This is a genomic window from Nonomuraea sp. CX421, from assembly GCF_059358955.1.
The window spans coordinates 32,392-55,998 of the sequence record NZ_JCADBK010000006.1; the positions used below are offsets into that span (position 1 = coordinate 32,392).

Consider the following 23,607-nt stretch of genomic DNA (forward strand, 5'->3'; position numbering starts at 1 on the left):
ACGGTCAGCCCACGGGCCGGCGGAAGGTGTGGCGGTAGGCGAGCGGCGACACACCCACGGCCGAGTGCAGGTGCTGGCGCAGGGAGACCGCGGTGCCGAAGCCCGCGCGGCGGGCCACCTGGTCCACCGGCAGGTCGGTCGTCTCCAGCAGATGGCGGGCGCGCTCGACCCGCTGCCGGATGAGCCAGCGGGCCGGGCTCAGGCCGGTCTCCTCGCGGAAGCGCCTGGTGAAGGTGCGCACGCTCATGTTGGCGTGCTCGGCCAGGGCCGCCAGATCCAGCGGGGCGTCGAGGTTGGCCAGCATCCAGTCGCGGGTGGCGGCAGTGCCGGTGTCGGTGGACGGAGGGAGCGGGCGCTCGATGTACTGGGCCTGACCGCCCTCCCGCCACGGAGGCATGACGCAGCGGCGCGCCGCCCGGTTGGCCACCTCGCTGCCGTGGTCGCGCCTGACCACGTGGAAGCACAGGTCGAGGCCGGCCGCCACGCCCGCCGAGGTGAGAACGTCGCCGTCGTCGACGAACAGGACGTCGGGATCGAGCCTGACCTTGGGGAACAACCTCCTGAAGTGGTCGGCGTCGCGCCAGTGGGTGGTGGCCGGGCGGCCGTCGAGCAGGCCGGCGGCGGCCAGCACGTACGCGCCGGTGCAGATCGACATCACCCGCGGGCGGTCCTGGAGCGCGGCGGCCAGGGTGTCGTTGATCGTGCCGTTCAGCAGCGCGCGCCCCGCGTGGATGCCGGGCACCAGCACGGTGTCGGCGGTGTCGAGCACGTCGAGGTCGTGGTCGGGCAGCACGGTGTAGCCCGCCGAGCAGCGTACGGGTGCGCGGCCGGGTGAGCAGGTCACCACCTCGTAGAGCTTCTCGCCCTCCGCCGACTCCGCCGCCCAGAACACCTGCCCCGGCACGCCCAGGTCGAGCGGGGCGAAGTGGTCGAGGACGACGACCGCGATCCGATGGGTCATGGCCGGATTCTTTCAGATGTTGGCTATCCGGTCACTCGCCCGCGCACCGGTGGAGCCTCACGATGGTCCCCATGACCTTGAGCGCCACCCGCCGCCGCGTGCGCCTGCACCGAGCCTGGTTCGTCGCGGCCGTCGCCTTCGTGGCCATCCTGGGCGCGGCCGGCTTCCGCGCCACCCCGGGCGTGCTGATCAACCCGCTCCACGCGGAGTTCGGCTGGAGCACGGGCACGATCTCGCTGGCCGTGTCGATCAACCTGGTGCTCTACGGGCTGACCGCCCCCTTCGCCGCCGCTCTGATGGACCGCTTCGGCATGCGCCGCGTCGTCACGCTGGCGCTGCTGCTGGTGGCCGCGGGCAGCGGGCTGACCGTGCTCATGACCGCGAGCTGGCACCTGCTGCTGCTCTGGGGCGTGCTGGTCGGGCTCGGCACCGGCTCGATGGCGCTGGTGTTCGTGGCCACGGTCACCGACCGCTGGTTCGTACGGCACCGCGGGCTCGTCACCGGCGTGCTGACCGCGGCCGGCGCCACCGGCCAGCTCATCTTCCTGCCCGTGCTGGCCTGGCTGGCCGAGGGGCCCGGCTGGCGGGTCGCCTCGCTGACCGTGGCGGCGGCCGCGCTGGCCGTGGCGCCGTTCGTGTGGTGGCTGCTGCGCGACCGTCCCGAGGACGTGGGCACCACCGCGCTCGGAGCCGAGCCTGGCGCGAGCCGTCCCGAACCCAGCACCGCCAACGCGGCCGTCAGGGCGGTCACGGTGCTCAGGTCGGCGGCGCGAACCCGCCCGTTCTGGTATCTCGTGGGCGGCTTCGCCATCTGCGGCGCCAGCACCAACGGCCTGGTCGGCACCCACTTCATCCCGGCCGCGCACGACCACGGCATGGCGGAGCCGATGGCGGCCGGACTGCTCGCGATCATCGGGATCTTCGACATCGCCGGCACGATCGCCTCCGGGTGGCTCAGCGACCGGATCGACCCCAGGGTGTTGCTCGCCGTCTACTACGGGCTGCGCGGGGTGTCGCTGATGATCCTGCCCAGCCTGTTCGCGGCCACCGCCGAGCCCAGCATGCTGATCTTCATCGTGTTCTACGGGCTCGACTGGGTGGCGACCGTGCCCCCGACGGTGGCGCTGTGCCGGCGGATCTACGGCGCCGACGGGGCCGTGGTGTTCGGCTGGGTGTTCGGCTCGCACCAGGTGGGCGCCGCGATCGCGGCCTTCGGCGCCGGGCTCACCCGTGACCATCTGGGTGCCTACGACCTCGCGTGGTATGGCTCCGGCCTGCTCTGCCTCCTGGCCACCGGCATGTCCCTGGCGATCAGGCATGCTGGACGGCGATGAACGACTCCCAGCCGAACGACTCCCACCCACACGACTCCCACCCACACGACTCTTACGCGAACGACGCCGAGCTGATGGTCCTGCCCCTGGTCGTCAGGATCGAGAGGGCCGAGCCCCCCGAACGCGCCGACGCGCTCGAAGCGGCGGCCAAGGCCGTGCTGAGCCTCCTCGACGACCCGGGCGAGTGGGCCGCCGAGCTGGCGGCTTGGCAGTCCACCGGCAAGATCCGCAAGGTGGTCCGCAGGGCCCGGGGCGCCGAGTGGCGCCGGGCGGTCGCGCTGCCCGGCCGTACGATCGGGCACCGCACCGCCGAGGTGCGCGTGCACCCGCCCGTGCCGCTCGACGACTGGCCGCGCGACCTCGCGCGGCTGCAGGTGTCCGGCACCGAGCTGACCGACACGCGCGACCTGCCGCCGGCGCGGGAGCCGATCCTGTGGGCCAATCCGGGCCTCGCCATGTCGGCGGGCAAGGCGATGGCCCAGGCCGGGCACGCCGCGCAGCTCGCCTGGTGGGCCAGCGACCGCTCCGAACGCGACGCCTGGCGGGAGGCCGGCCTGCCGGTGTCGGTGCGCACCGCCGCGCCGGCCGACTTCGCGGCGAAGGTCGCGGCGGGCCTGCCCGTGGTGCGCGACGCCGGGTTCACCGAGATCGAGCCGGGCTCGTGCACGTTCGTCGCGGAGGCCCCCTGGCTGTACGGGCGCGTCCGCCGATGAACCGCTGATCGGAGTCACCGGACGTCCGCCGGTGAGTCCCGATCCGGAGTCACCGGGCGCGTCCGCTGGTGAGTCCCGCTACGGGGCCATCGGGCGCGCCCGTCGGTGGCCGCGGATCCGGAGCTCCACCTGTTCGGTACAGGCATGATGACACTTCGGCTGCTTCATGAGCGGAATGGCGGGATTTGTCGTACGCTCCCGTCGTGCTCGATGGGGATGATGGGACCGTGGGTTCCGATGTGAAGACGGCAGACAGATCGGGACTCCCCGCCTCTTCGCCAAGGCGCTCCCGCATCGGCGATCTGCCGATGCGGGTGATTTACCGCGGGTGCGCCGTTGTCGCCGCGGTGGCGGTCGCCGCCGTGGGGCTCGTGTTCGTGCTCCCGTCGCGGTCGGACGAGGTCGTCGCAGGGCAGATCGCCGCGCCATCTGCCGTGCCGGCCTCGTCCGGTCCCGCGCCCTCGCCCAGCCCGCCGGCCTCGCCCTCCGCATCCCCGACTCCCTCGCCGACCGAGTCGCTCGCCGCGGTCACTCCCCGGCCGACGCCGACGCCGGGTTCGTCGCTGGCCCCGGGCTACACGGCCATGGAAGCCCTGTACGCCGACATCCGGGTGCCCAGGCTGCCGGCCAGGCCCAAACGCCTCGCGCTCCGGGCGCCCGGCAAGCGTGTGATCGAGGACACCCGGTCGGGGCTCGCCGTGCCCAGGCTGGGCGGGCAGTGGAAGAGGCACGGAGCGGCGCCGTTCACCACCAAGCAGGTGCTGCCGATCAAGCGCGGCTCGACCCGGCGCGGTGTCTTCGTCACCTGCCCGCTGCCCATCGAGGAGCAGGCCGAGCCGCGCGACACCGCGTTGCTCGCCGCCCGCTGGACCCTCAACCACCACCCCAAGGGTGCCAAGATCAGCTGGATCGCCTCGCAGCCGGTAAAGGGCGGTTGGATGCTGGTTTACCAGGTCAAGTACGGCAAGCGCAGCGCGCGCGCGGCGGTCGCCGTAGTTGACGGGGGAATGGCGAAACCTGGTTTGGCGTTTGCTTCGGTGCCGGACACGCAACGCAGTCGATGGGCCGACGTCACCCGCGCGGCCTCGGGGGTGCGTGTCCTCAAGTAGAGGCTTGCTCATGCGGTGATGTGGGGGAAGAACGCCGTGGAACGCACTGGATCGCCACAGGCCACGGACCAGGATCGGTCCAAGCCGCCCTGGCGCTCCGAAGGACTGCCGGGCACACCCGGTGGCCGACGCAAGATGAACTGGTGGCGGTTCGCCGCCACCCTGCTCGTCGTCTACGCGGCGTTCTTCCTGGTGTCGTCGTTCTTCGACAGCCGCCAGGTCGAGACGATCTCCTACACCGAGTTCACCTCGCAGGTCAACGCGAAGAACGTCAAGGAGATCTACGCCACCGGCCTGTCGGTCGAGGGCGACCTGCGCAACGCCGCCAAGGACCCCGACAGCGGCAACAAGGACTACACGCAGTTCCGCACCGAGATCCCCGCCTTCGCCAACACCGAGCAGCTCTCGCAGCGGCTCGACACGGCCGGCGTGGAGATCAAGGCCGAGCCGATCGGCGGCCGCGGCTTCGTCGTCAACCTGCTGCTCTCGCTGCTGCCCGTGGCGCTGCTGGCCGGGCTCTGGATCTGGATCATGCGCCGCGGCGCCGGCATGATGGGCGGCGGCGGCCTGGGCGGCCTCGGCAAGTCCAAGGCGGCCAAGCCGGTCGAGGCCGGCCAGGTACGCGCCACCTTCGACGACGTGGCCGGCATCGACGAGGTGGAGAACGAGCTCGTCGAGATCGTCGACTACCTCAAGGACCCCGGCAAGTACCGCAAGCTCGGCGCCAAGCTGCCCAAGGGCGTGCTGCTCGCCGGACCTCCCGGCACCGGCAAGACGCTGCTGGCCCGGGCCGTGGCCGGCGAGGCCGGCGTGCCGTACTTCTCGGCGAGCGCGTCCGAGTTCATCGAGATGATCGTCGGAGTCGGCGCGTCCCGGGTACGCGACCTGTTCGAGGAGGCGCGCAAGGTGGCGCCCTCGATCGTGTTCATCGACGAGATCGACGCCATCGGCCGGGCCCGCGGCGGCGCCGGCGGCATCGGCGGCCACGACGAGCGCGAGCAGACCCTGAACCAGATCCTCACCGAGATGGACGGCTTCTCCGGCGCCGAGGGCGTCATCGTCATCGGCGCCACCAACCGCCCCGAGATCCTCGACCCGGCTCTGCTCAGGCCCGGCCGCTTCGACCGTACGGTCCAGGTGGGGCTGCCCGATGCCGCGGGCCGCGCCGCGATCCTCGAGGTGCACACCAGGGGGGTCCCGCTCGACGGGAGCGTCAGCCTCGGCGGGCTCGCCAAGATCACGCCCGGTATGACCGGCGCCGACCTGGCCAACCTGGTCAACGAGGCGGCACTGCTGGCCGCCAAGCGGGGCAAGGAGAAGGTCACCGACCTCGACTTCGCCGACGCCCTGGAGAAGCTGCAACTCGGCGCGGCGCGCAGCATCGTGATGCCGGAGGAGGAGCGCAACAGGACCGCCTACCACGAGGCGGGCCACGCGCTGCTCGGCATGCTGCAGCCCGGCGCCGACCCGGTGCGGAAGATCTCGATCATTCCGCGCGGACGCGCGCTCGGTGTCACGCTCTCCACCCCCGACACCGACCGCTACGCCTACGACGAGGAGTACCTCCGCGGGCGCATCGCCGGCGCGCTCGGCGGGATGGCCGCCGAGCAGGTCGTGTTCGGCGTGGTCACCACCGGCTCCGAGAGCGACCTGGAGCAGGTCTCGATGATCGCCCGCGGCATGGTGGGGCGATGGGGGATGTCGCAGAAGATCGGCCCCCTGACCATCCTGCCCTCCGACGGCCAGCAGCCCCAGGCCTCGCCCGCGACGCTCGCCATGGTCGACGAGGAGGCCCGCCGGATCGTGGACGAGTGCTACGAGCGCGCCATCGACGTGCTGACCCGCAATCGCGTCAAGCTCGACGCGATCGTGGAGGCCCTGCTGGAGCACGAGACGCTCGACGAGATCGGCGCGTACACGGCGGCGGGTCTCAGCGAGCTCAGGGTCGCGCAGGCATAGCTTTCCCGAGACTTAGGGCAAGTCGGGATATAGCTGGGTTTAGCGTGGGGAAAGTCTCCCGGAAGAATGGACGGGGGACTGCCATGACTCTGAACGACGAGCTTCTCGCCGGGCTGGGAGACCCCGGCCTGGAGCAGATCGCCGGGATGCTGGGCACCGACGTGGCGACCGCGCGGACCGTTCTCCAGGCGGTGTCGGGCACCATCGTCGGCGGCCTGGTCCGCAACGTCGAGGACCCCGACGGTGCCGAGGCCCTGCGAGGCGCGTTGGACGAGCACATCGACGCCGATCCGTTCAACGGCGACATCGCCTCCCTGACGCGCGACGGGCAGAGCATCCTCGGCCATGTGCTCGGGGGCCAGGGCACCGAGCAGGCCGCTGCCGGGCTCGCCCGTCTCGCCGACGTCGACACGGGCATCCTCACGAAGCTGCTGCCCCTGATCGCCCCCATGATCATGTCGCTGCTGGCCGACCGCGCGAGCGAGCGGGACCTGGACGCCGCCGCCGTCGCCGCGGAACTCGTCCGCGAGCAGTCGACCCTGCCCGGCGAGCTCGGCGAGGTGCTCGCCGGAATGCTGGCCGGGATCTTCGGCGAGACGGTGCCCCAGCAGGCCCGCACGCAGGGGGATTGGTGACCGGTAAGCTGGAGCGGTGATCGTTCTCGCCTCGGCTTCTCCCGCCCGTCTCGCCCTGCTGCGCGGTGCCGGCCTCGACCCCAAGGTGATCGTGAGCGGGGTCGACGAGGAGTCCTTCTCCGCCTACTCGCCCGCGGCGCTCAGCCTCGACCTCGCCAAGGCCAAGGCATCCGCGGTGGCGGGCGGGCTGGACGAGGGGCTGGTCATCGGTTGTGACTCCATCCTGGAGCTCGACGGCCGCCCTTACGGCAAGCCGGCCACCAACGAGGAGGCCGCGGAGCGCTGGCGCGTCCTGCGCGGCCGGACGGGCCGCCTGGTCACCGGTCACTGCGTCATCGACGTGGCCGCGGGCCGGCAGGTGGCCGAGGTGGCCACCACCGTGATCCACTTCGGCCAGCCGTCCGATGACGAGATCGCCGCCTACACCGCCACCGGTGAGCCGCTCGGCCTGGCCGGCGCGTTCAGCATCGAGGGGCGCGGCGGATGGTTCGTCGACGGCATCGACGGTGACCATGGCAATGTGCTCGGCATCTCACTGCCCCTCACCCGGCGGCTGTTCGAGGAGCTGGGCTACACGGTGACGTCGTTCTGGCGCTAGCCTGCCGGGCATGCGATCTGTGCGCGACTTCCTGGCCGGCGTGGGGTTCTTCTTCCAAGGTGTCGGCTGGGTCGCCCGCAATGGGCGATGGTGGCTGTTCGGGCTGATCCCCGCGCTGATCGCGTTCGCCGTCTACGTGGTGGCGCTCGTCTTCCTCGGCACCAACGCCACCGATTTGGCCGAGTTCCTGACCCCGTTCGCCGACTCGTGGGGGTGGCGTGACACCTTCCGGGCGATGGTGGGCGTCGCGCTCTTCCTGGGCGGCCTGGCGCTGGCGGTGCTGACCTTCACGGCGCTGACCCTGGCCATCGGGGAGCCGTTCTACGAGAAGCTGTCCGGCACCGTCGATCCGATCGACGGGGGTGAGGAGCAGCCCTGGTGGCGCACCCTGCCGCGGTCGATCAAGGACAGTCTGGTGACGCTGGGCTTCGTGCTGATGTTCACCGTCCCGCTGTTCTTCCTCGGGTTCATCCCGGTGGTGGGGCAGACGGTGGTGCCGGTGCTGGGCGCGGCCATCTCCGGGTTCTTCCTCACGGTGGAGCTGACCACGCTGGCGCTGGAGCGGCGCGGGATGGCCCGCAAGCAGCGGTTCGCCTTGTTGAGAGGCAGCAAGCCGGCCGCGCTGGGGTTCGGCGTCGCGGTGTTCGTGCTGTTCCTGGTGCCCTTCGTGGCGGTCCTGGCGATGCCCGCCGCGGTGGCGGGCGCCGCCCTGCTCGTCCGCACCCGGCTGGCCCCGGGCGCCGAGGCTCCCCGGGTCCACACCTGACCTTCCGTGAGCCTCTCCCGTTCGGGATCCGGCCTTCGGCGAGACGCGGCCCTTGGGCCTGACGCTCCGTAGGGCTCTGCCCGTTGGGCATGCACGTTCGGCGAGACGCTGCCCCTCGGGCCTGACGATCCGCGGGGCGATCCCGTTCGCGGCCTGCTCGCGTTCGAAGTCTGACGCCCGCGGGTGGTCGTCCACAGGCGGAGGGCGGACCTCGCCGGTCATCCACAGAACGAGTTTCGGCAGCTCGGCGACTTCGGCGGTCCGGCACCCTCATGCCTCATGACGACCAACACCTCCGCGCCCAGCCTCACCCTGGCCGGTCCGGCCGACATCCTGGCCGCGATCCCCTACCTGGTGGGCTTCCACCCCGCCGACAGCCTCATCGTGATCGGGCTCGCCCGCGGCCAGGTCAAGGTGGCCGCCAGGTGGGGCCTTCCGTTCCCGCCCGGCACGCTGGCACCGCTGCCCCAGCTGTGCGAGCGCGAGGGCATCACGCGGATCATCGTGGTCGGCTACGGCCCGGGAGAGCGGGTGACCCCGGCCGTCGACGAGGCCAGGGCGTTCGCCGCCAAGGCGGGGGTGCAGGTCGATGAGGCGCTCCGGGCCCAGGACGGGCGCTACTGGTCCTATGTCTGCGACGTCGCCCACTGCTGCCCGCCGGGCGGCACGCCGTTCGACCCCGTCGCCAGCCCGATCGCGGCCGAGGCGACGGTGCACGGCATGGTCGCCCTGCCCGACCGGCGGACTCTCGAAGACACGATCGCCCCCGTCACCGGCCCGGTGCGGATGGCGATGCGCCGGGCGACCGCCGAGGCGGTCGCCGGATTTCGCGCCGGGTTCGCCGCCGCCGACCCCGACGCGTTCGCCCGGGAGTTCGTCGCCCGCGGGCTCGTGCGAGTCCGCGCGGCGCTGGCCGTCCACGCCGCCGGCGGGCGCGTCGACGACGCAGAGGCGGCCCGGCTGGGCCTTGACCTGGCCGTGGTCAGAGTGCGAGACGAAGCCTGGACCCTGATGGAAGACGGTCACGTCGGTCTGTGGAAAGACGTCATGCGCAGACTGGAGCCCGGGTTCGTGCCGCCCGCCGCGTCGCTGTTCGCCATGGGCTCCTGGCGGTCAGGTGACTGCGTCCTCGCCACCATCGCCCTCGAACGCGTGCTGGCCACCCATCCGGGCTACTCCATGGCCAACCTGCTCATGCACGCCCTGCGCAACCTGCTGTCGCCGGGCATGCTCCGCGGCCGGATGCCCACTCCGGCCGACCTCGACACCGCCATGGGGGCGGCCCGCGCGAGCTGGCTCTTCCCCCTGCTCGACGTGCTCGACGGCGAGGAGCAGGCGGCGTCCGCGCTGACGGCCGAGGCTGGTCAGAGCCCGCCTTCCTCGCGGCGGCGGCGCTCGTTGTAGGCGCGCATCCGCTGCGGATAGCCGGTGAGCTGGACGTCGTACACCGGTAATGCCAGGTCACGGGCTACTTTGTGGATCACCGCGGGGGACCCGACCCTTCGCCGGGTCCATTCGCCGTCGTCGGCCACGGCGACGGCGGTGGTGTCGGTGGCGAACGTCTCGGGTTCGACGTAGAACTCCACGCCACGCCGTGACCGGGCGAAGGCGATGAGCGCTTCAATGTCGGCGTCCGTCGCCTCCCTGTCGAACTTCGCGATCTTAGGGCCGCGCAGACGCCGGATACCGTAGCGGTCTCGCCATCTCATGAGTCCTTTTTATACCGTCAATGTGCCGCGCGCGTCGGGGGAGATCTAAGGGACACATCCGGGATCCTCCCGATGGCCACGCCGTCTCGCCAGGATGCAGTATGGAAATGACTGTTTTCGATCTGAGGAGAGGCATGGCTGTGATGGCTGGGGTACCCACATCCCCGGGCCCGGGACAGGTGCCGCCGGCCCACCTGCGCGTCACCGACCAGGACCGCGAGCACGTGGTGGAGCACGTCAAAGCCGCCTACGCCGAGGGGCGCTTCGACAAGCTCGAGTTCGACGATCGGCTCGATCGAGCGATGACGGCCCGTACCCACGGTGACCTGATGCCCATCATGACCGAGCTCTACGGCACCCATCCGGTTCCTCCGCACCGCCCGATGCCCGGGCCGATCCGTCCCCAGACGGTCCCGAACAGCAACGAGCTCCTCGTCGCCTCGGCGGCCCATCTGCTGATGCTCGTCGGCATCCCGATCGCCGGCCCGTTGATTCTCATGCTCACGGGCGGCAAGACCTCGCCCTACATCCGGCGGCACGCGGTCGAGGCGCTCAACTTCCAGCTCACCGTGCTCGGCGCGACGATCCTGCTGTCGCTGACGATCATCGGCCTCGTGGTCGTCCCGGTGCTCTGGATGGGTGGCTTCGTCCTGTCTGTGATCGGCGGCATCTCGGCACTCTCCGAGAAGCGGTGGTTCGACTACCCGCTGACGGTTCGCCTGGTCAAATAAGCCCTTTCTCGCCGGTCGATGACCAAGGAGGCCGACGTCCCGCTGCGGGTTGCCGTCTGTGACGCGGACGTCCCGCTGCGGGTTGCCGTCTGTAATGCCGATGCTCCGCTGAGGGTGCCGTCTCTGACGTCGTCGGCCGGGCGCGGGCCACGACCATGCTCGGCTGGGAGGGCGGTCAGCGCGACAGGACCGCGTACTTGACGCTCATCACGCCCGCGCCCGTGTTGCCGATGGCGGCGAAGGCGGCCCGGGACAGGTCGAGGCAGCGGCCGCCGATGAACGGGCCGCGGTCGTTGATGCGGACCGTCACCGACTTGCCGTTGGCCGGGTTGGTGACGCGGACCCTGCTGCCGAACGGGAGGGTCTTGTGCGCCGCGGTCATCGCCGACGGATTGAAGCGTTCGCCGTTGGCCGTCATCTGGCCCTCGGCGTAGAAGGACGCGCCGCACCTACCGCTGGCGAGCACGCGGGAGGGCTTCGTCTTCGTCTTGGCAGCGGGCTTCTTGTCGGTCTTCGGCTGGGAAGTGGCGACCGGGTTGGCGGAAGGCGACTTGGCGGTGACCGGCGTGCCCGACGGCGCGGGTGTGTTCGGCGTGGCCTTGGCGCCGGCCGGGGCGGAGGTCTCGCCGGTGGCCGGTCCTCCGACCGGCCCGGTGGGCGAAACGGTCGGCGAAAGCGCGGGTGACGCGCCGGGTGATCCGGCGGACGACCCCGACGGGGAGGGGCTCGGCTCGGCCTCAAGGGCCGAGGCTCTCGGGTCGTCGTTGGCGACGGCGGCCCACGCGGTGGTGGAGGCGGCTGCGACGACGGCTGCTCCGGCCGCGACGGTGACCCAGCGGCGCCTGGCCGGAGAGGTCGTACGCCTCGGCGGGTTGGGGAGGGACGGCTTGTGCGAATGCTGGCCCAAGGTAAACCACAGTCCTAGCTAGGGGAAAGAACCGGGAAAGGCCAGACCGGGAAGATGAGGGGGGCGCATGCCGGCCGATCCCGTGTGCGGGGTGGGGTTCCCCGCGGACCTGGACGAACATATGCGACAAAGAGTGGGTAAAGGCAAGTTAATGCCTTAACCAGTGACATATCTCACTTTGGTTACAAGGTCATTTAGATATTGGATCAATATCCACACATCAGAGCATCAGAGATCGTACGGTCTCCACCGTGTCGGCGTCCTCGGCCCGCTTGTCAGGCCGATAGCGCAGGACGCGGGCGAACCGCAGGGCCATGCCCCCCGGATAGCGCGGTGAGCGCTGCACCCCGTCGAAGGCGATCTCGACCACCAGCTCCGGCCGCACCCTCACGGTCAGCTCGTCGGCCGGCCCCTCGGCCAACTCCAGGAAGCGCTCGGTCTGCCAGGCCAGCAGCTCGTCGGTCAGGCCCTTGAACGTCTTGCCGAGCATCACGAACCCGCCGCCCTCCGGGTCGCGAGCGCCGAGATGCAGGTTGGACAGCTTGCCCTGACGACGCCCGTGCCCCCACTCGGCGGCCAGCACGACGAGATCGAGGGTGTGCCGGGGCTTCACCTTCACCCAGCCGGCGCCCCTGCGCCCGGCCGCGTAGGGAGAGGAGAGCGACTTGACCACCAGGCCCTCGTGCCCGGCCCTGACCACGTCGGTGAAGAACTTCTCCGCCTGCGCCACCTCGTCCGTGACCAGCCGTGGCGTGAGCAGGCCCGGCGGGACCGCACGGCCGAGCGCCTCCTGCCGATCGGAGTAGGGCAGGTCGAGCAGGTCGGCGCCGTCGACCCGCAGCAGGTCGAAGAAGAACACGCTCAGCGGCGTCTGCTCGCGCAGCCGTGCCACGTCGACCTTGCTGGAGGCGCGGCTCGCCGTCACCTGGAACGGGTGCGGGCGCCCGTCGGGACGCAGCGCGATCACCTCGCCGTCGAGCACGAGATCGTCGGACGGCAGCTCGAGAACGGCCTCGACCAGCTCGGGCAGCCGGCCCGTGATGTCGTCGAGGGTGCGGGTGAACACCTTGACCTCGCCGCCGCTGCGATGGACCTGGACCCGGATGCCGTCGAGTTTCCACTCCAGCGACGCCGGCGCGCCCGCCTTGGCCAGGGCGGTCACGACGTTGGGCGCGCTGCCGGCGAGCATCGGCGACACCGCCCGCCCGACCTCCAGCCGGAACGCCCGCAACGCCGGCACCCCGCCCGTCAGCGCCGCCGCGCCGACCGCGGGCAGCCAGCCGCGCAGTGTCAGCGCCCGCCGCACGTCGGCGGACGGCGCTCCCGACGCCTTGGCGACCGCCTCGATCATCACCCCGTCGAGCGCGCCCTGCCGCAGCTCGCCGCCGAGCAGCCGCAGCATGAACGCCTGCTCCTGGCGGGTCAGCCCGGCGAACAGCCGGCTCACGAGCGCCTTGCGGGCCGCCTGGGAGCCCTGCCCGGAGACCGCCTTGATCGTGCTCAGCAGCTCGTCGACCTCGGTGAGCGTGGCGGTCGCGGCCAGCTTGGGCTGGGGGAGGTCCTGAAGGCTGCGCCAGCCGACGCCGATCTGGCGCTGCGGCAGCTCGCCGGACAGGTAGGCGATGGCGATCTCCGCCTCGCCGGCCCCGACCCGGCCGAGCAGCTCCGCCAGATGACCGATCTTGCCCAGGCGCGCGGAAGTCCGCGTCACCGCCTCGGAGACCCGGACCACGTCGATCAGTAGCACAAGCCCTATCGTGCCGCACCGCGCCGACACTTCCCACCGCGCGCGGTCAGCGTGCTGAACGGGTGGGCCGGCGGGCCCACCCGAACGTCAGCGAACCCCCAGCAGGTCGACCACGAAGATCAGGGTCTCGTTGGGCTTGATGCTGGCGCCGGCGCCGCGGCTGCCGTAGCCGAGATGCGGCGGGATGACGAGCTTGCGCCGGCCGCCCACCTTCATGCCCGCGACCCCCTGGTCCCAGCCCGCGATGACGCGCCCGCCGCCCAGCGGGAACTCGAACGCCTCGCCGCGGTTCCACGACGCGTCGAACTCCTCTCCGGACGAGAACGCCACGCCCACGTAGTGGACCTTGACGCTCTGGCCGGGCTTGGCCTCCGGGCCGTCGCCCTCGACGACGTCGACGATCTCCAGGTCGGTGGGCGGGTTGCCCTCCGGGAAGTCGATTTCCGGCTTCTCCAGTGCCACGAAGTGCTCCTGATGACGAGTGAATGGACCCGACGACTCTATGCCGTCGGGATATCGCCGACGTCCATGGCGTGGCCGTTTCCCCGCTGAGATCGATCGCGCGTCGAGCCGCGCCGGCCCCGTCCGGGCGCCGTGTCCGGACGGGCTGAGGGGGTCACCAGCTCTGGTGCAGGGGCATGCCCTCCGTATAGCCCGACGCGCTCTGGACGCCCACCACGGCGCGCTCGTGGAACTCCTCCAGGGTGGTGGCCCCCGCGTAGGTGCACGAGGAGCGGAGCCCGGCCACGATCGCGTCGATCTGGTCCTCGACGCTGGGCCGCAGCGGGTCGAGGTACATGCGCGACGTCGAGATGCCCTCCTCGAACAGCGCCTTCCTGGCCCGGTCGAAGGCGCTGTCGTCGGCCGTGCGCAGCCGGACGGCGCGCGCCGACGCCATGCCGAAGTTCTCCTTGTACTTGCGCCCGTTGGCGTCGGTGCGCGTGTCGCCGGGCGATTCGTAGGTGCCCGCGAACCAGGAGCCGATCATCACGTTGGCGGCGCCGGCCGCCAGGGCGAGGGCCACGTCGCGCGGGTGGCGCACGCCGCCGTCGGCCCACACGTGCCGGCCGAGCCGCCGGGCCTCGGCCGCGCACTCGAGCACCGCCGAGAACTGCGGCCGCCCGACACCGGTCATCATCCGCGTGGTGCACATGGCGCCCGGCCCGACGCCCACCTTGAGGATGTCGGCCCCGGCCTCGACCAGGTCGCGCACTCCGGAGGCCGTCACCACGTTGCCGGCGGCGACCGGCACGCCGGGGTCGAGCGCGCGCACGGCCTTCAGCGCGGAGATCATCTTCTCCTGGTGCCCGTGCGCGGTGTCCACGACCAGGCAGTCGATGCCGGCGTCGAGCAGCTCCTTGGCCTTGGCCGCGACGTCGCCGTTGACGCCCACGGCGGCGGCGACCCGCAGCCGGCCCGCGTCGTCGAGGGCGGGCTGGTAGAGCGTGGCGCGCAGCGCGCCCGTACGGGTCAGGATGCCCACCAGGCGGCCGTCCGCGTCGACGATCGGCGCCAGGCGGTGGCGGCCGTCGTGCAGCCGGTCGAACGCGGCGCGCGGCTCCAGCCCGGCCGGCAGCGTCAGCAGCTCGCTGGACATCACCTGCGAGAGCTGGGTGTACATGTCGATGCCCTGGCAGTCGGCCTCGGTCACCACGCCGACCGGCCGGTTGTCCCAGTCGACCACGATGACCGCGCCGTGGGCGCGCTTGGGCAGCAGTTGCAGCGCCTCGCCGACGGTGTCGTGCGGGGTCAGCGTGAGCGGCGTGTCATGGACGAGGTCACGTTTCTTCACCCAGTCGACGACGTCGGTCACGACGTCGATGGGGATGTCCTGCGGGATCACCGCGATGCCGCCGCGCCGGGCGATGGTCTCCGCCATCCGGCGGCCCGCGACGGCCGTCATGTTGGCCACGACGATCGGGATGGTGGTGCCGGTGCCGTCGTGCGTCGAGAGGTCGACCGCCAGCCGGGAACCGACCGAGGAACGCGACGGCACCATGAAGACGTCGCTGTAGGTCAGATCGTGGCGCGGCTCGAGGTCGTTAAGAAACTTCACGTTCGTCCATCCTATGCAGTGACTGCGTCAACAGTGGTTTGCCCTGATTGCCGGGGGCTTATGATCGGCCGGGATACTCATGGGGGATGGAGGGGCTGTGGACATCACAGACCGCGAGGAGCTGACGGTGGTGGGCTTCGTCGTGCGCACCACCAACGCCGAGGAGATGGATCCCACGCGGGCGAGGCTGCCGGTGCTCTGGCAGCGGGCGGGAGCGCCGGGGGCCTTCGCGCACGTGCCCGGCCGGATCGACGAGCGGCTGTACGCCGTGCTCACCGACTACGAGAGCGACCATCACGGCGCCTACACGCAGGTCGTGGGCATCGGCGTACGCACGGTGCCCAGGCTGCCCGAGGGCATGGTCGCGGTGCGGGTGCCGGCGGCCAGGACCCTGCGGGTCGAGGCGCGCGGGCCGATGCCGCAGGCGGTCATGGAGGCGTGGCAGCAGGTGTGGAAGCACACCGAGGCCGGGGGCACGCCGTCGCGGGTGTTCACCACCGACCTGGAGGTGCACCACCCGGGCGGCGCCGACCTCTACGTCGCGGTCTAGAGACGTTCCGGCTCGCGGTCGCCTGGCGCGGGCGCGATCGTCCCGTAGCCTCTCCTCCGCCGGTGGCACGCCGCCCGACCGTAACGGCAAGCGCCTGACGGCGACCGGTTCACACGGACGGCACGGATCGCAGCTCGATCGGGAACGACGTGATTCCCCGCACGAACGCGTTGGGCAGCATGCGCGGGCCGGCCGGGTCCGCCCAGGCGGCGGAGCCCACGCGGGCCACCCACTCCTCGAAGAAGATCCGCAGCTCCAGCCGGGCCAGCGCGGCGCCCAGGCAGAAGTGGGTGCCGAAGCCGAAGGCGATGTGACCGCCGGGCCTTCGCGTCACGTCGAAGCGGCCGGGGTCGTCGAACACCTCCGGGTCCCGGTTCGCGGAGCCGTACATGAGCAGGACCTGCTGCCCCTGGCGGATGTGCCGTCCGTGCAGCTCGGTGTCGCGGGTGGCGGCCCGGCACATGTTCAGGACCGGCGTGGTCCAGCGGATGAACTCCTCCACGGCGTTCTCGATCAGCGACGGGTCGCGGCGCAGCAGCTCCCACTGGCCGGGGTGGCGGATCAGCGCGGCGATCGTGGTGGCGATGACCGTGCGGGTGGTCTCGGCGCCGCCGTCGAGCAGCAGCAGCGCGTCGCCGGCCAGGCGTTCGTCGTCGTAGCCGGGGTCGGCCGACCAGAGCGACACCAGGTCGTCGCGCGGGCAGGAGCGGCGCTCGGCGGCCAGGGCCAGCACGGCCTCGCCGTACTCGCCGGCGGCCACGGCGGCGTCGTGGGTGACGTACCGCAGGCCGCCGCCCGCCGGGATCGTCGTCTCCGACCAGTGCACGAGCCTCGGCCAGTCCTCGTCGGCGAAGCCGAGCAGCCACCCGATCATGCGCGCGGGCAGCGGCGCGGCCAGCGCGGGCACCACGTCCACGGTGCCCGCCGCCAGGGCCCGCTCGATCAGCTCGACCACCACCTCCCGGATCCGGCCGGCGTAGCGCTCGTGCACGTGGCGCGGCGTGAACCGGCGGTAGACCAGCCGCCGGCGCTCGGCGTGCTCGGGGTCGTCCACGCCGATCATCGACGGGTCGGAGGGCAGTTGGGGGCGGTAGCCGCCGGTGCTGGTCCACAGCTTCGCGTCCCGCTCGATGGCCGTGATGTCGGCGTGGCGGGAGATGCCCCACAGCCCGTTGGCCGCGTCGAAGTGAACGGGCGAGTGCTCCCGGAGCCGGGCGTAGACGGGGTCCGGGTCACCGGCGTAGAGGTCGCCGTCGAGCAGGTCGAGTAAGTCGAGGTCCATGTCAGGCGAGCACCCCTTGAGATCGGAGTTTCGCGGCCACGTCGGCCGGCAGGCCCCAGGCCGACAGGTCGTCGAGCCGGGTCGCGGGGGACAGGTCGGGGTCGGGCGTGCCGAGCAGGCGCGGCGCGGGCATCGGCTGGGTGAGGCCGCCGACCTCGGTGAAGGCGCCGCGGGCCACGTTGTGCGGGTGGGTGGTCGCCTCCGGCATCGACAACACGGGCGAGACGCACGCGTCGGAGCCCTCGAACACGGCCTCCCACTCGGCCCGTGTCCTGGACCTGAACTCCTCGGCCAGGCGGGCCTTCAGGGCGGGCCACTGGCTCCGGTCGTCACGGTCCGGCAGGTCCGTCAGGCCCATCAGCGTCACCATCGTGTTCCAGAACTGCGGCTCCAGCGAGCCGACGGCGAGGAACCCCCCGTCGGCGGTCTCGTACGTGTCGTACATGGGGGCGCCGGTGTCGAGCAGGTTGGTGCCGCGCGGGCCCCAGTAGCCGGACTGCACGCCGTGGTAGAACATCGAGAACAGCAGCGCGGCCCCGTCGACCATGGCGGCGTCGATGACCCGGCCCTTGCCGGTGCGCTCGCGCTCCAGCAGGGCGAGCAGCACGCCGTAGGCGAGCATGAGACCGCCGCCGGCGAAGTCGCCGATGATGTTGATCGGCGGGGTGGGCTTCTCGTCCTCGCGGCCGAGCATCGACAGCACACCCGAGATGGCGATGTAGTCGATGTCGTGCCCTGCGGTCGGGGCCAGCGGGCCGTCCTGCCCCCATCCGGTCATCCGGCCGTAGACGAGCCGCTCGTTCACCGCGTGCAGGTCCTCGGGCCCGATGCCGAGCCGTTCGGCGACGCCGGGGCGGAAGACCTCGATCACCACGTCGGCGTTCGCCACCAGGTCCTTGAAGGCCGCCACGCCCTCGGGCGACTTCAGGTCCAGCCCGATCGTGCGCTTGCCGCGGTCCATGACGTCCGTACGCGGCCGGTCGGTGACGGCGGACACGCGATCGACCCGCAGCACCTCGGCGCCGTGGTCGGCCAGCATCATCCCGGCGAACGGGCCGGGCGCCAGCCCGGCGAGCTCCAGAACGCGCACTCCGGCCAACGGCCCCTGGCGGGCTTCAGACATCTGTGACTCCTCGACTCGAACGTTCAACCAGCCTCAGTAGAACAACATTCGGTGAGCTGTGGCAAGCAGCGTCTCCGACCTTCCCGCGAAGCGGGGAGAGGTATGGGAAACTTGCCCACTGATCGGGTGGTCTACAGGGGTAGGACATGGTTTCGGATAGTACGCCGCTGATCGCCAGGCGCTACCAGTTACTGCGCGAGCTGGGCCGCGGCGGCATGGGGGTGGTCTGGGAAGGCCGCGACACGCTGCTCAACCGGCAGATCGCGGTCAAGGAGGTGCTCCTCCCGGAGGGGCTGCCGCGCGCCGACCAGGAGCGCCAGCTGCTCCGTACGGCCCGCGAGGCCCGGACGGCGGCCCGGCTGAACCACCCGTCGGTCGTCGCGATCTACGACGTCGTGGAGGAGGACGGCCGCCCCTGGATCATCATGGAGCTGGTCCGCCACCCCTCTGTCGAGGAGGTCGTCGCCACGAGCGGAGCCCTGCCCGTACGGCAGGCGGCCGACGTGGGCAGGCAGGTGCTGTCCGCGCTGTGCGCCGCCCACGAGGCCGGCATCCTGCACCGCGACGTCAAGCCGAGCAACATCCTGCTCGCCGACGACGGCAGGGCCGTGCTCACCGACTTCGGCATCGCCACGGCCGAGGGCGACGCCTCGCTCACCCAGACCGGCATGGTCACCGGGTCGCCGAGCTTCCTGGCCCCCGAACGGGTCCGCGCCGCCGAGGCGGGCCCGGCCTCCGACCTGTGGTCGCTGGGCGCCACGCTCTACGCCACCCTCGTGGGCCGCTCGCCCTTCGAACGAGGCGAACCCATGGCCACCCTCAACGCGCTGCTCAACGACGAGCCCGACTACCGTCGGATCCCCCCGATCATGCATCCGATCCTGAAGGGCCTGCTGCGCAAGGAGCCGGAGGACCGGGTGAGCGCCGAGGAGGCCGACCGGCTGCTCGCCGAAATCGCCGCCAGCAGACCCGCCGGCGCCGACCGCGATGTGGAGGAGGCCGGCCCGCGGCGGGCCGGCCGGGCCCTCCTCGCGGTCGCGCTGACGGCCGTGCTCCTGGTCGCCGGCGGCGCCGTCGTCTACCTCCAGACCGCCACGCCCGCCGAGGGCACCCCGCGCCTCGCCGGGCGCGCCGCGACCAGCCCGCTGCCCGCCACCCCGCGGACCACCACGCCCACCCCCACCGCGCCGCCCACGCCCAGCGCGACGCCGACACCGACGCCGTCCAGGTTCGTGCCGGCCGTGCGTGCCTGGAACTCGCCCGACGGCTGGTCGATCGTGCGCCCCACCGGCTGGCGGGGCGCACGCGCGGAGGCCTACACCGAGTGGACGCGCCGCAACGGGACCGCGCACCTGGGCGTCGAGGCCATCTACGCCAACGTCGACGCCTACCAGATCATCAGGGACGCCGAGGAGGTGCTCCGGGAGAACACCACCGACCTGGAGGTCCTGGGCCGCAGGGTGGTCGCCCACCGCGGCACGCGGGCGGTGGAGTGGGAGTTCGCCTACACGGCCGGCGCGCAGGGGAGCGCGCCGTGGGCCATCCCGGGCGCGCGCTACCGCGAGGTACGGCGCGCCCTCGTGGCCGGCGACACCGCGTACATGCTCAGCTGGACGGTCGCCGAGGCCCACTGGAACCGCGACACCCGGCTGATGCGGCAGGTGATCGGCAGCTTTACGGTGGGCGGATGACACCCTGGAACCTCCTTGCCCTGCCGCCCCTTCCCGAGGAGGTGCTGCGCAGCCTGCTCGCCCCGCTGGGCGACCGGGTGGACGTGCGGGTGCCCGCCACCCGCGAGCGGGCCGCGCTGCTCGACGCCCTGCCCGACGCGGAGATCGTGCTGGGCGACTGGACGGGCCTGCTCGCGCTCGACGCCGAGGCGGTCGCGGCCGCGCCCCGGCTGGCCTTCGTCCAGCAGCCGTCGGTCGGTGTCGACGGCCACGACCTGACCGCGCTGACCGCCGCCGGGGTCCCGCTGGCCAACACCGCGGGCGTCAGCGCCGTCGCGGTGTCGGAGTGGTGCGTGGCCGCCGCGCTGTCGCTGACCCGCCGGCTCGCCGCCGCCGACGCCGCGGTCCGCGCGGGGGAGTGGCCGCAGCAGGGGCTCCAGCCGCGCGAGCTGCACGGCCAGCGGGTCGGCATCGTCGGGTTCGGGTCGATCGGCGCCTCCTGCGCCCGGCTGTTCCGCGCGTTCGGCTGCCAGGTGTCCTACTGGACGCGCACCCCCCGCGACGAGCCCGGCCACACCGATCTGGAGACGCTCGTGGCGACCTCCGACGTGCTGGTCGTGGTGATCGCGCTGAGCGACGAGACGCGCGGTCTGATCGACCCGGCCCGGATGAAGCCGGGCGCGCTGCTGGTCAACGCCGCGCGGGGCGGCGTGGTGGACCAGGCCGCGCTGGTCGCCGCGCTGCGTGCGGGCCGGCTCGGCGGCGCGGCGCTCGACGTGTTCGAGACCGAGCCGCTGCCGGCCGGCGACCCGCTGCGCGAGGTGGCCGGGGTGCTGCTGTCGCCGCACGCCGCCGGGGTGACGCCGGAGTCCACCGGACGCCTGCTGGCGGCCACGCTGGACAACCTCGGCGCCGCCCTGGACGGTCGTGAGGTGGCCAACGTGCTGAACTCCGTCTCACCCGTCGTGCGCCGGAAACCCGCCGATTCGGCTTCTTCGTAACGGTCCCACCGCGAACCGCGAAGTTTTCGTGTCTTTAACGACCCCGCTCTGTTCGATGTCAGCCCCGGGAGATACGTTTCTACGGACGATCTCTACCAGCTCAAAGGGGGTGCCGCAGGTGACGACGACGATGTCGACACACCGACGGGCAGTAGAGGAGATCCGGCGGTCCTACGCGGAGATCCCCGGCGACGCCGCGCCTCGGCTGGCCAAGGCCACGTCCAACCTCTTCAGGTTCCGTGACCAGGGCAAGACGGCCAAGCTGTCGGCGCGCGACCTCGCCGAGGTGATCAGCGTCGACCCGGTCGCCATGACCGCCGAGGTCCAGGGAATGACCACCTACGAGCACCTGGTGGACGCCACCCTGCCGCACGGGCTGATGCCGTACGTCGTCCCGCAGCTCAAGACCATCACGCTGGGCGGGGCCGTGACCGGGCTCGGCATCGAGTCGACCAGCTTCCGCGACGGCCTGCCGCACGAGTCGGTCGAGGAGCTCGAGATCCTCACCGGCGACGGCCGCGTCATCGTGGCCCGCGACGACAACGAGCACCGCGACCTGTTCCGGGCGTTCCCCAACTCCTACGGCACGCTCGGCTACGCGCTGCGCATCAGGATCAAGCTCAGACAGGTCCAGCCGTACGTCCGGCTCACCCACGTGAAGTTCACCGACGCCGACAAGTGCATGCTGGCCATGCAGGAGATCTGCGACGGCATGGAGCACGACGGCGAGCCGGTCGACTTCGTCGACGGCGTCTACTTCGGCCCGCAGGAGATGTACATCACGGTCGGCCGTTTCGCCGAGCGCGCTCCCTACGTCTCCGACTACACCGGCATGCGGATCTACTACCAGTCGATCACCCAGCGCAACCGCGACTGGCTGACGGTCCGCGACTACCTGTGGCGCTGGGACACCGACTGGTTCTGGTGCTCGCGCGCCTTCGGCGTGCAGCAGCCAGTGGTGCGTTCGCTGATGCCGCGCCGCTGGATGCGGTCCGACGTCTACCGCAAGCTCGTCTCGCTCGACCGTAAGTACGGCCTGACCGCCCGGATCGACCGGTGGCGCGGTCAGCCCGTGCAGGAGTCGGTCATCCAGGACGTCGAGACGCCGGTCGAGAGAGGGGCCGAGTTCCTCGAATTCTTCCATGACAAGGTCGGCATGACGCCGGTGTGGATGTGCCCACTGCGGTCCTCCTCGCGCTGGCCGCTCTATCCACTGGAACCGGGCAAGCTGTACGTGAACTTCGGCTTCTGGGGCATGGTGCCGTTGCCACGGGGACAGTTCGACGGCTACTACAACCGGCTCATCGAGAACTCTGTGCACGCGCTCGACGGGCACAAGTCCCTCTACTCGACCTCCTTCTACGCCCGTGAGCAGTTCTGGCGGCTCTACAACGGCGATGCCTACTGGCCGGTCAAGCGGGAATACGACCCGAGCGGTCGCCTGCTGGACCTGTACGACAAGTGTGTGCGGGGAAGGTGACAGATGGCACTGGCTTCCATCTTTGAGAAGATCGTCGGCCCTGAGGCGAACATCGCGTTCATGGCGTACGACGGCAGCAAGGCAGGTCCCGACGGGGCGGACGTCTGCCTGGAAGTGAAGTCTCCGATCGCGGTGGCCTATCTCGCGCAGGCGCCCGGTGAGCTCGGTCTCGCCAGGGCCTACGTCTCGGGTCACATCGACATCCACGGCGACATGTACACCCTGCTCGACCGCATGTGGAACATCACCACCAACGACCTCTCCACGGCCGAGAAACTCGCCGCGGTCCGCTCGCTCGGGATGAAGCCACTGCTCATGCGGGTGCCGCCGCCTCCGCAGGAGATGCGGCAGAGCATGCTGGCCCGGATGGGCTCGCGGCACGCCAAGCAGCGTGACGCCGAGGTCATCCACCACCACTACGACGTGTCCAACCGCTTCTACTCGTGGGTGCTCGGCCCGTCCATGGCCTACACCTGCGCGGTCTTCCCCTCCGAGGACGCCTCCCTTGAGGAGGCCCAGTTCGCCAAGTTCGACCTGGTGGCCCGCAAGCTGGGCCTGAAACCGGGGATGCGGCTGCTCGACGTGGGCTGCGGCTGGGGCGGCATGGCGCTGCACGCGGCCGAGCACTACGGCGTCCAGGTCCTCGGGGTCACGCTCAGCAGGCAGCAGGCCGAGTGGGCGCAGAAGGCCATCGCCGAGGCGGGGCTGCAGGACCTCGCCGAGGTCCGCTTCATGGACTACCGCGACGTCACCGAGACCGGTTTCGACGCGGTGAGCTCCATCGGCCTGACCGAGCACATCGGCGCGGCCAACCTGTCGTCCTACTTCGCGTTCCTGTACGGCAAGCTCAAGCCGGGCGGCCGGCTGCTCAACCACTGCATCACCCGGCCGACCGGCACGGAGAAGACGTTCAACAAGGGCGGTTTCATCAACCGCTACGTCTTCCCCGACGGGGAGCTGGAGTCGGTGGGCCACCTGATCAGGCAGATGGAGGACCTCGGCTTCGAGATCCGCCACGAGGAGAACCTCCGCGAGCACTACGCCGAGACGCTCCGCCACTGGTGCGCCAACCTCGACGCCACCTGGGAGGACGCGGTGCAGGAGGTCGGCATGGGCACCGCCCGGGTGTGGGCGCTGTACATGGCGGGCTGCATCGTCGGCTTCGAGCGCAACAAGGTGCAGCTGCACCAGGTCCTCGGCGTCAAGCTGGACGACGCGGGCCACTCGGGTGTCCCGCTGCGCCCGTCGCGCGACTGGCCCTGACGGTCACGGGTGA

Annotated in this window: 22 protein-coding genes; 14 read left to right on the forward strand and 8 right to left on the reverse strand. The window is 71.4% G+C overall.

Annotated elements, in window-relative coordinates; translation table 11 throughout:
* Positions 1-4: 4 nt before the first annotated feature.
* Complete coding sequence (locus AC5L3X_RS13370) at positions 5-961, reverse strand: GlxA family transcriptional regulator (protein WP_494857257.1); 957 nt, start codon at positions 959-961, stop codon at positions 5-7.
* A 71-nt stretch (positions 962-1,032) separates the two neighbouring features.
* Here AC5L3X_RS13370 and AC5L3X_RS13375 point away from each other — a divergent pair, with 71 nt between their 5' ends.
* From AC5L3X_RS13375 to AC5L3X_RS13410, 8 genes are all read left to right on the forward strand, one after another.
* Positions 1,033-2,295 carry an MFS transporter gene (locus AC5L3X_RS13375; protein ID WP_189127273.1) on the forward strand — a complete coding sequence of 421 codons (1,263 nt, stop codon included), beginning with the start codon at positions 1,033-1,035 and terminating at the stop codon, positions 2,293-2,295.
* Positions 2,292-3,008, forward strand: coding sequence for a peptidyl-tRNA hydrolase (locus AC5L3X_RS13380; protein WP_494857258.1), 717 nt, complete (start codon positions 2,292-2,294; stop codon positions 3,006-3,008). Before AC5L3X_RS13375 ends, AC5L3X_RS13380 begins: the two co-directional genes overlap by 4 nt.
* Before the next feature lie 308 nt (positions 3,009-3,316).
* Positions 3,317-4,117 carry a hypothetical protein gene (locus tag AC5L3X_RS13385; RefSeq protein ID WP_494857259.1) on the forward strand — a complete coding sequence of 267 codons (801 nt, stop codon included), beginning with the start codon at positions 3,317-3,319 and terminating at the stop codon, positions 4,115-4,117.
* 135 nt (positions 4,118-4,252) lie between these two features.
* Positions 4,253-6,076 carry an ATP-dependent zinc metalloprotease FtsH gene (gene ftsH, locus AC5L3X_RS13390; protein ID WP_494857260.1) on the forward strand — a complete coding sequence of 608 codons (1,824 nt, stop codon included), beginning with the start codon at positions 4,253-4,255 and terminating at the stop codon, positions 6,074-6,076.
* An 83-nt stretch (positions 6,077-6,159) separates the two neighbouring features.
* Positions 6,160-6,711, forward strand: coding sequence for a DUF937 domain-containing protein (locus AC5L3X_RS13395; protein ID WP_189127271.1), 552 nt, complete (start codon positions 6,160-6,162; stop codon positions 6,709-6,711).
* 16 nt (positions 6,712-6,727) lie between these two features.
* Positions 6,728-7,309, forward strand: coding sequence for a Maf family protein (locus tag AC5L3X_RS13400; protein ID WP_494857261.1), 582 nt, complete (start codon positions 6,728-6,730; stop codon positions 7,307-7,309).
* A gap of 10 nt (positions 7,310-7,319) precedes the next feature.
* On the forward strand, positions 7,320-8,075 hold the full coding sequence (locus AC5L3X_RS13405; RefSeq protein ID WP_494857262.1) for an EI24 domain-containing protein: 756 nt from the start codon (positions 7,320-7,322) through the stop codon (positions 8,073-8,075).
* A gap of 279 nt (positions 8,076-8,354) precedes the next feature.
* The gene (locus AC5L3X_RS13410) at positions 8,355-9,479 is read left to right on the forward strand and encodes a DUF4192 domain-containing protein (RefSeq protein WP_494857263.1); all 1,125 of its coding nucleotides are present in this window, start codon (positions 8,355-8,357) and stop codon (positions 9,477-9,479) included.
* On the opposite strand, the gene AC5L3X_RS13415 is transcribed toward AC5L3X_RS13410, so the two are convergent.
* Entirely contained in the window at positions 9,440-9,784 is a 345-nt protein-coding gene (locus tag AC5L3X_RS13415; protein ID WP_358481136.1) for a hypothetical protein, read from the reverse strand. The genes AC5L3X_RS13410 and AC5L3X_RS13415 overlap by 40 nt on opposite strands.
* A 134-nt stretch (positions 9,785-9,918) precedes the next feature.
* On the opposite strand from AC5L3X_RS13415, the gene AC5L3X_RS13420 reads away from it, so the two are divergent.
* Positions 9,919-10,515 (forward strand): DUF1707 and DUF4870 domain-containing protein, encoded by a 597-nt coding sequence (locus AC5L3X_RS13420; RefSeq protein WP_494857264.1) that lies wholly within the window; start codon positions 9,919-9,921, stop codon positions 10,513-10,515.
* A gap of 175 nt (positions 10,516-10,690) precedes the next feature.
* On the opposite strand, the gene AC5L3X_RS13425 is transcribed toward AC5L3X_RS13420, so the two are convergent.
* The 4 genes from AC5L3X_RS13425 to AC5L3X_RS13440 form a co-directional block, all read right to left on the reverse strand.
* A complete protein-coding gene (locus AC5L3X_RS13425) occupies positions 10,691-11,422 on the reverse strand; it encodes a septal ring lytic transglycosylase RlpA family protein (RefSeq protein WP_494857265.1) in 732 nt (243 codons plus the stop codon).
* 220 nt (positions 11,423-11,642) lie between these two features.
* Entirely contained in the window at positions 11,643-13,169 is a 1,527-nt protein-coding gene (locus AC5L3X_RS13430) for an ATP-dependent DNA ligase (protein WP_494857266.1), read from the reverse strand.
* A gap of 87 nt (positions 13,170-13,256) precedes the next feature.
* A complete protein-coding gene (locus AC5L3X_RS13435) occupies positions 13,257-13,631 on the reverse strand; it encodes an FKBP-type peptidyl-prolyl cis-trans isomerase (protein WP_189127263.1) in 375 nt (124 codons plus the stop codon).
* A gap of 154 nt (positions 13,632-13,785) precedes the next feature.
* Entirely contained in the window at positions 13,786-15,225 is a 1,440-nt protein-coding gene (locus AC5L3X_RS13440) for a GuaB1 family IMP dehydrogenase-related protein (RefSeq protein WP_189127262.1), read from the reverse strand.
* Positions 15,226-15,322: 97 nt separating this feature from the next.
* On the opposite strand from AC5L3X_RS13440, the gene AC5L3X_RS13445 reads away from it, so the two are divergent.
* Positions 15,323-15,775: a GyrI-like domain-containing protein gene (locus AC5L3X_RS13445; protein ID WP_494857267.1), complete on the forward strand. Its 453-nt coding sequence runs from the start codon at positions 15,323-15,325 to the stop codon at positions 15,773-15,775.
* Positions 15,776-15,884: 109 nt separating this feature from the next.
* Here the strand turns inward: AC5L3X_RS13445 and AC5L3X_RS13450 are convergent, their stop codons facing one another.
* Positions 15,885-17,057 carry a cytochrome P450 gene (locus AC5L3X_RS13450; RefSeq protein WP_494857268.1) on the reverse strand — a complete coding sequence of 391 codons (1,173 nt, stop codon included), beginning with the start codon at positions 17,055-17,057 and terminating at the stop codon, positions 15,885-15,887.
* A 1-nt stretch (position 17,058) separates the two neighbouring features.
* Complete coding sequence (locus tag AC5L3X_RS13455) at positions 17,059-18,180, reverse strand: CaiB/BaiF CoA transferase family protein (RefSeq protein ID WP_189127259.1); 1,122 nt, start codon at positions 18,178-18,180, stop codon at positions 17,059-17,061.
* Positions 18,181-18,326: 146 nt separating this feature from the next.
* Between AC5L3X_RS13455 and AC5L3X_RS13460 the strand changes: the two genes are divergently transcribed.
* The 4 genes from AC5L3X_RS13460 to AC5L3X_RS13475 all read left to right on the forward strand — a co-directional run bounded on the left by AC5L3X_RS13460 (position 18,327) and on the right by AC5L3X_RS13475 (position 23,594).
* Complete coding sequence (locus tag AC5L3X_RS13460) at positions 18,327-19,871, forward strand: serine/threonine-protein kinase (protein ID WP_494857269.1); 1,545 nt, start codon at positions 18,327-18,329, stop codon at positions 19,869-19,871.
* The gene (locus AC5L3X_RS13465) at positions 19,868-20,851 is read left to right on the forward strand and encodes an NAD(P)-dependent oxidoreductase (RefSeq protein ID WP_494857270.1); all 984 of its coding nucleotides are present in this window, start codon (positions 19,868-19,870) and stop codon (positions 20,849-20,851) included. Before AC5L3X_RS13460 ends, AC5L3X_RS13465 begins: the two co-directional genes overlap by 4 nt.
* 130 nt (positions 20,852-20,981) lie before the next feature.
* Positions 20,982-22,331 (forward strand): FAD-binding oxidoreductase, encoded by a 1,350-nt coding sequence (locus tag AC5L3X_RS13470; RefSeq protein WP_189127257.1) that lies wholly within the window; start codon positions 20,982-20,984, stop codon positions 22,329-22,331.
* 3 nt (positions 22,332-22,334) lie between these two features.
* Entirely contained in the window at positions 22,335-23,594 is a 1,260-nt protein-coding gene (locus tag AC5L3X_RS13475) for a class I SAM-dependent methyltransferase (protein WP_494857271.1), read from the forward strand.
* Positions 23,595-23,607 lie beyond the last annotated feature (13 nt).